This window comes from Infirmifilum sp. (genome assembly GCF_049970975.1).
In the GTDB taxonomy this organism is placed as follows: Archaea; Thermoproteota; Thermoprotei; order Thermofilales; family Thermofilaceae; genus Thermofilum; species Thermofilum uzonense.
Window position 1 is genome coordinate 1 of the sequence record NZ_JBMFLX010000081.1, and the last position, 6,088, is coordinate 6,088.

Below are 6,088 nucleotides of genomic sequence, written 5' to 3' on the forward strand. Positions count from 1 at the left end.
TTGTAGATGTACACGGCTATGTCCTTGAATGTTTTTACGGGGGTGAACTGGGGGGGTGGTGTGGTCATGTTGTACCAGGTGTTGTTGAGCCACCAGATTGTATAGACTGTTGAATTGCGAGAGTAGGCTTGCGCCGCAGTCAACAGGAGTCTAGAGGTGTTTTCGCGGATTGGGGAGGAGAGTTTCTGCTCGTTCACCCTTACTAGCTTGGTGTTTCTGGCGTAGAGTTGTGCCCAGTTGTGGAATGCCTCGTGTAGAACCAGGGTCTTGTTGCCTGGCTGGCTGTCAACCCATAGTGCTGCCTGTATGGTGGGCTCGACGTCCTGGAGGGGGATGGAGCTTTGGAGCATTGAGGTTTGGATGTAGTGTTTGTAGGGGTTCCAGTCGCCGAAGTATTTGTTGTACTGGTGCTCGGGCGGAAGGACGAGGTATGTCGCGGTGAACACGGCGTTTAGGATGAGCGTTGATAAGGCTATGACACGTGCTGTGCGAGGCTTGAGTGGTGTCTGTCCGTTTAGGAGTTTTTCGGCGCCGAGGGCGGAGGCGAAGGCTATAGGGTAGACTAGGAGTATTGTCCATCTGAACCAGAGGAAGTCCATGTTTGGTGTAATGGCTGGGAGGAGGGTTAGGGTGAGGCATGTGGCTGTCCAGTTCTTGAGGGGCGGGGTTTTTAGTGCTTGGAGGCCGAAGGCTAGTAGGGGTGCCAGTGGTAGATAGAGGTACGCGAGGAATCCTAGGGCGTATGCGGTGAATTGTAGTTGTGATGGGTAGTATAGGGTGGTGTGGAATACTTCGAGTGTGTTTTTCTGGGGGTTGTAGAGCTGGTAGAGGAAGAGTATAGCGGCTGGTAGTGATGGCAGTGCTCTTTGGGCTGCTTTTTTGAGGCTGGGTGAGGTTAGTGTTTGGATGAATGCATGTGTCATGAGTATTACTGTGATAAACTCGTGGCTCCATGCTGTGAGGAATGCCAGTGCTGGTAGTGCGAGTAGTTTCAATCCTTTCGGGTTTCTGGACTCTGTTGCTAGGTATGCTAGTAGGAAGATTGTTGCGAGCATTTGCCTGTACATCTCCCAGGATACCCTGAGGGCGACGAAGTACGTTGTGGCAAGCGCTGAAGCGAGGAGGGCTGTTCTCTCGGAGTAGCTCAGCGTCCTTGCCAGGTGGTACGCCGCGAGACCCACGAGGCCGGTTAGTACGGGGCCGAGGATTTTCGCCGGCAGGAGGGGGTCTCCAAGGAGCTTGTAGAGGAGGGTGTAGATGATGTAGAGGAGGCTGGTCGTCTTGAATATTTGCTGGGGCGGGGCTTGGAGTGCTTTTTCGTTGATGGCGGCGCCTGCATAGATCAGGGTGTCGAATCCTATTGGGTAGGGCCATGAGAGAATCTCTGGCACTGTTCTAACCAGGAGGGGTGTGAGGAAGGATAGTAGGAGGTATTTGCGGTTCATTTTAACTCCCGTTTCTTGGGTTTTGAGAGAATTAGTGCGGTTGCAAGCAGAGGGAGGAAATAGAGTGGGTCAAGCCTACTTGGAGGGGTAAGGTAGGGGTCTACTATTTCGCCGTCGCCTGTGACTTGGACGTGCCACTCGCCAAGCAGTACCTGTTTGTCGAGAGTGTAGGCGCGTATCGTCACGTTTCCTCTCGGCACGCGGGGGATTGTAGCGTAGCCCGTGGTGTTGGTCATGGCTGAGGAGATTTCTGTGTGGTTGACCTCTACTGTTATGAGGGCTCCGGGTAAAGGTTTCTTCTCGGGGGTGATGGCTAGGACTTGTAGTTCATGCAGAGAGAGGTTTGTAGTAATCGTGGTGTCGTTGTCTAAGCTCAGAGTCTTGGGGCCCCAGACTGTGATACCTGCGTATTTTACTTCCAGCTTGACTGTCGAGTTTAGATGCTTGAAGGTCAGTGTTCCAGATGAGTTTGTTGTCATTGTTATCCCTGAGGCGGTGACTTGTGCTCCTGGTACGGGTCTCCCGCGGGAGTCGAGGGCTATTACTGTGAGTGTGTAGCCTTTAGGCTTTACCGTTATGGTTAGCGTGGACGAGTAGCTGCCTGAGAGAGTTGTTGCTGTGAGTGTGACGTTGTAGTCTTTGGGAGTAGTTTGATCGTAGATTCTCAGTTGGAGCTTGGCTGTAAAGTTTGTTGTTCCCTGGGAGGGGGTGATGATCCCTACAATGCCTGGAGGAGTATCTAGGGAGAGCTGGACTGGTAGGGGTATCTCATGGAGTATCTGAACCTGTACCTGTATGGTGTCGCCCTGGTAGGCTTGCAGGGTCTGGGGAACTGCTATGGATATCTTCTTGGCTTTTTTTATGGCGTATCTCGCCGCGCTGATTATCATAGAGTTCGTCTTGTCTGTGAGTATGTAGTTGATGTTGCCCACTTCGTCTACCCCTTCCAGGAAACCGTTGCTTGTCTTGGTCTTCAGGACGTATTGGAGGAGGCGGTAGGTATAGTTGGTTCCCCATACGGCGTGCATGCCTATTGCTGCTTTTGTGAAGACTATGGGTGTCATGGACTGTTTGCCACTTCCCGCCATTATGTCGAAGGTGCCTCCAGTGTATATGTCGACTATCCACTCGTAGATGTAGTAGGGCGGGTTGGGTAGGGAGCCCTCTGTGAACGCTGTGAACTTGCCCGTGGTGCGGAACCTGTTTTCCTGTGCCTCATAGGCCCTGTTAGCCCACTCCCAGAAGCTTGGCTGTGGGCTTATCTCGAATATTGCCAGTAGAATGGGCTCCATTGTGATCTCGACAATCGGGAGGTTTACGCCGTAGACGTATACCATGCTTACCCCCCAGAGTCTATCGGGCAGTTGAACCGCTTCTATAACTCTTGGCGTGGTGAAGCCCCACAGGTAGAAGCCATGTGCAATGTAATAGCCGTAGAAGCCGTTTGTCTGTACTCCGCCGGCAAACTTTGAGAAGCCGTTCCGTTGCACGACATAGTCTATTCTAGGAGCTAGCCGGGGCCTGGACTGCTTCAGCCTGTAGAGTGCTATCAGGAGCCTGCCTGCGTCGCTAGGGTTTGAAGGCGCATTACCGTAGGGCTCCATAGTGTCTGCATTGTAGATGTCATAGGGGACGCCGCTAGGGTGTAGCGGCCTATTTGCTAGAAAGTTCAGGAGTTTTTCTATCCTGTCGTCTGCGCCCCAGGGCCCATCGCGGGGCAATATCCCTAGCTCCTCCGCGTCTATTATGGCCGATAGGTAGCAGCCTAGATCCCAGTCGGTGATATAGTGCCAGGTGTTGTGCGCGTAGTTTATGCCGAGCTGGCTTACACCGAACCCGGGCTTGAAGTAGTTCCAGGCTGTCCTTGCCAGGTCTAGCCAGTCTATAGGTGGCTGTGCGACGGTCTGAGTGAGAGGGAGCTCAGGTGGGGGGAGTAGGGTGGTAAGGAGTATGGCTGTGAGCACAGCTGTAAAAACCAAGCCTTTTTTATTCACTGCGATACGGGGGCGGCTACTTTAATGGTCTGGTCTGTAGTTGTAGTATGTTTAGGTGTTCTTCTCCATTTCCTCGGCCTCCTTGTTACCATCTCTACTATCGCTAATGTAGCGACGCCTGTAAGGAGGAACCAGTAGATGTAGATAAAGGGTATCCATGCCAGATTCTTAGGGGTCATGGGTCTGTCTCCCAGGATGAGTGCCAGGCTCACCGTGAAGAGTGAGAGGATGTTAAGCATGGCTATAAGAGATACCGGGGCGGCGAAATGGTTGGTGTGGGGTATAACCATTGAGAGAAGCCATGCTGATATAGCTATAAAGCTGAAAACCATGAGGTAAGGCCCCCCCGAGAGAACTATAGCGTCAAGCCCTTTAACGCCCTTCCAGGCCAAATCCTTAAAATGTCGTATAAGGGCTTCCATGTACCCCCTATACCACCTGTGCCTTTGCACGGCAAGACCCCTCAAAGTTGTAGGAACCTCTTGCAGGGAAACAACGTCGGGCGCGTACTCGACCCGATATCCCTTTTTGAAGAGTTTTAAGGAGAGCTCCAGATCCTCGGCCAGCTCGTCTTCGCCCCACCCGCCTACCTCTGAGAGAGCGCTAGCCCTTATGAACTGGCAGCTCCCCGTGAGGGGGGTGAATAGTTTTAACCGCCACCTGCCCAGTAGGAGAATCTGGAACCATATCTTCTCCTCTTTGGAGGTTATCCGCGTGACCATGTTGTCTGTACTGTTTAGCGGCTCGGTAACGCCCTGTATAGCTGCAACTCGAGAATCGTTGAATCGTGCTATGGCTCTCCGGAAAGCGTCGGGTGAAGGTATGTTGTCTGCATCGAATACTGATATTATTTCCCCGGTTGCGTGTGCTAGACCTGTGTTTAGGGCGTGGGGCTTCCCGCTAGGGTTTTCTTCACGGATATATTTAATCGCTGCCCCATATTTCTTCGAGAGTTCCCCCGTAAGGGCTTCGAGGCTGTTGTCAGAGCTTCCATCCACGACTATTACTTCTAGCTTGTCTTTGGGGTAGTCTGAAGAGAAGATTGCCTCGAGGCACCTCGTGAGCCTTGCCCCCTCGTCCTTTACCGGTACTATAACAGATATCCTCGGCGTGTTAAGCGGGGGTGGCTGTGTGTTCCGGAGACTTTTCCGGGCTATTAGTCCTGCGACGAGTATTGGTGTGTGGTATAGGGTCCAACCGAGGATTGCTAGGAGAGCAAATGTGGAGAACGCGTCTAGTATAATGAAGAAAATATTCGTGAGAGATAGCACGCCAAGCATCCGAATAGCTTATGACTAAACGGTTTTCTAGGGCTCGATCACTATCTCGGTGAAAGGCTTGCACTTCTCCTTTATCTTCCGCAACGAGAAGAAATGATAGAGAATTAAGAGAATAAGAAACGATAAGAGCACCAACGTCATACCCCCGGTGATAATGTGTATCCCGCCTGTTGATGAAACAGCAGGACTTGTATTTACAACACCGTTTTCCGTTGTTGCAACTTTCAGCGGTTTTACTTCTACCCCTGTGAGGACTGGCCAGAAGGCCTCACTAGCAGCGAAGGATCCTTTTCCCTCGCTCAGGGTTACGTTGTAGATGTGCTGTCCAACGGCTACAAGAACATAACCTGTCTCTGTATCAGGTACTTCTAAGTTAAAGACGTACGGGATTGTTGCTTGTTTAATGTTGACGGTTTTTGCAGAGGACAGTGGGATTGTGGCGTTACTAATTTTCACGTTCCCCATTTGCAGGGTTGCAGAGGCAAGGTAGCCTCCGGCAACACTATTGGGTGGCACTAGGCTTAGAGTGATATTAAGGGTTGCAGGGGGCATTGCGGATCCATCTATCTCAAGGGCATCTCTGCCTAACGAGAGATTTGTTATGCAATTAAACGCTCTGGCTTCAAGTATTCCTAGGATATTAGCTGCTCTCGCCTGTAGCATAGAGTGAAAACTTACTTTTACCGAAGAGTTGCCCTCAAGATTTATTTTAAGCCGGAGAACGTCTTGGTGGGCTTCCAGCTTTCCGGATATCTTTACCATATAATTAAGTTTCTTAATGAATGTGAAGTTCCCGACCTTTAGCTCTACTTGTGCTGTTCCACTCCAGTTGGGCTGGCTTAGTGTAATGCTTGGAGTGATGAAAATAATCGTTGTTAGGTTCTCGCTAGGCCGGAGCAGGTAGGGTTTGAAGGCTTTGTCTAGGCTTGAGTTGTAGTTGCATGTTAGTACTGTAAGACTTAGCAGAGGAGGAGCAGATATCATGCAGCTGGTGTTGAAGGGTGCAGTGATTTTTAGAGCTAGCACCCCTATCTTTACGGGTTCCCGGGAGGTGTTTCGAAAGGATACTTCTAGTCTTCCATCCTGAACAGATACCTTATCTACCGTTAAGCTTGAGGGGTTGAGTGTCAGGTTGAGGTTTAGGGGCACAGCTCTTTCAGACTGCCGAGATATGGAAATTGCTGAGGGCAAATATCCTATGGTGACCGTCAGGATTAGGAGTGCTAGGTGTGCGTAAAGGCTTTTCAAGGCTCTATTATCAGTGTAGTCTTCCAAATTGGGGTCAGCCTTCAGCCTCACCCAGGCTCGGCCTGTAGAATGAGGGGGTGTTTAGGTACGAGTATCCTAGGGTTGGTATTAGCTTGTGTGC

At 51.1% G+C, this 6,088-nt stretch carries 4 protein-coding genes; all 4 read right to left on the reverse strand.

Annotated features, from left to right (window positions below; all coding sequences use genetic code 11):
- The coding region (locus tag ACP5KC_RS08285; RefSeq protein ID WP_428287249.1) for a hypothetical protein at window positions 1-1,445 on the reverse strand (1,445 nt) is incomplete at its 3' end.
- Window positions 1,442-3,424, reverse strand: a complete 1,983-nt coding sequence (locus ACP5KC_RS08290; RefSeq protein ID WP_428287250.1) for a DUF3131 domain-containing protein — start codon at window positions 3,422-3,424, stop codon at window positions 1,442-1,444. The genes ACP5KC_RS08285 and ACP5KC_RS08290, both read right to left, overlap by 4 nt.
- An 11-nt stretch (window positions 3,425-3,435) precedes the next feature.
- Window positions 3,436-4,719, reverse strand: a complete 1,284-nt coding sequence (locus ACP5KC_RS08295) for a glycosyltransferase (protein WP_428287251.1) — start codon at window positions 4,717-4,719, stop codon at window positions 3,436-3,438.
- A 27-nt stretch (window positions 4,720-4,746) separates the two neighbouring features.
- Window positions 4,747-6,018: a hypothetical protein gene (locus ACP5KC_RS08300; protein ID WP_428287252.1), complete on the reverse strand. Its 1,272-nt coding sequence runs from the start codon at window positions 6,016-6,018 to the stop codon at window positions 4,747-4,749.
- Between the last annotated feature and the right edge of the window lie 70 nt (window positions 6,019-6,088).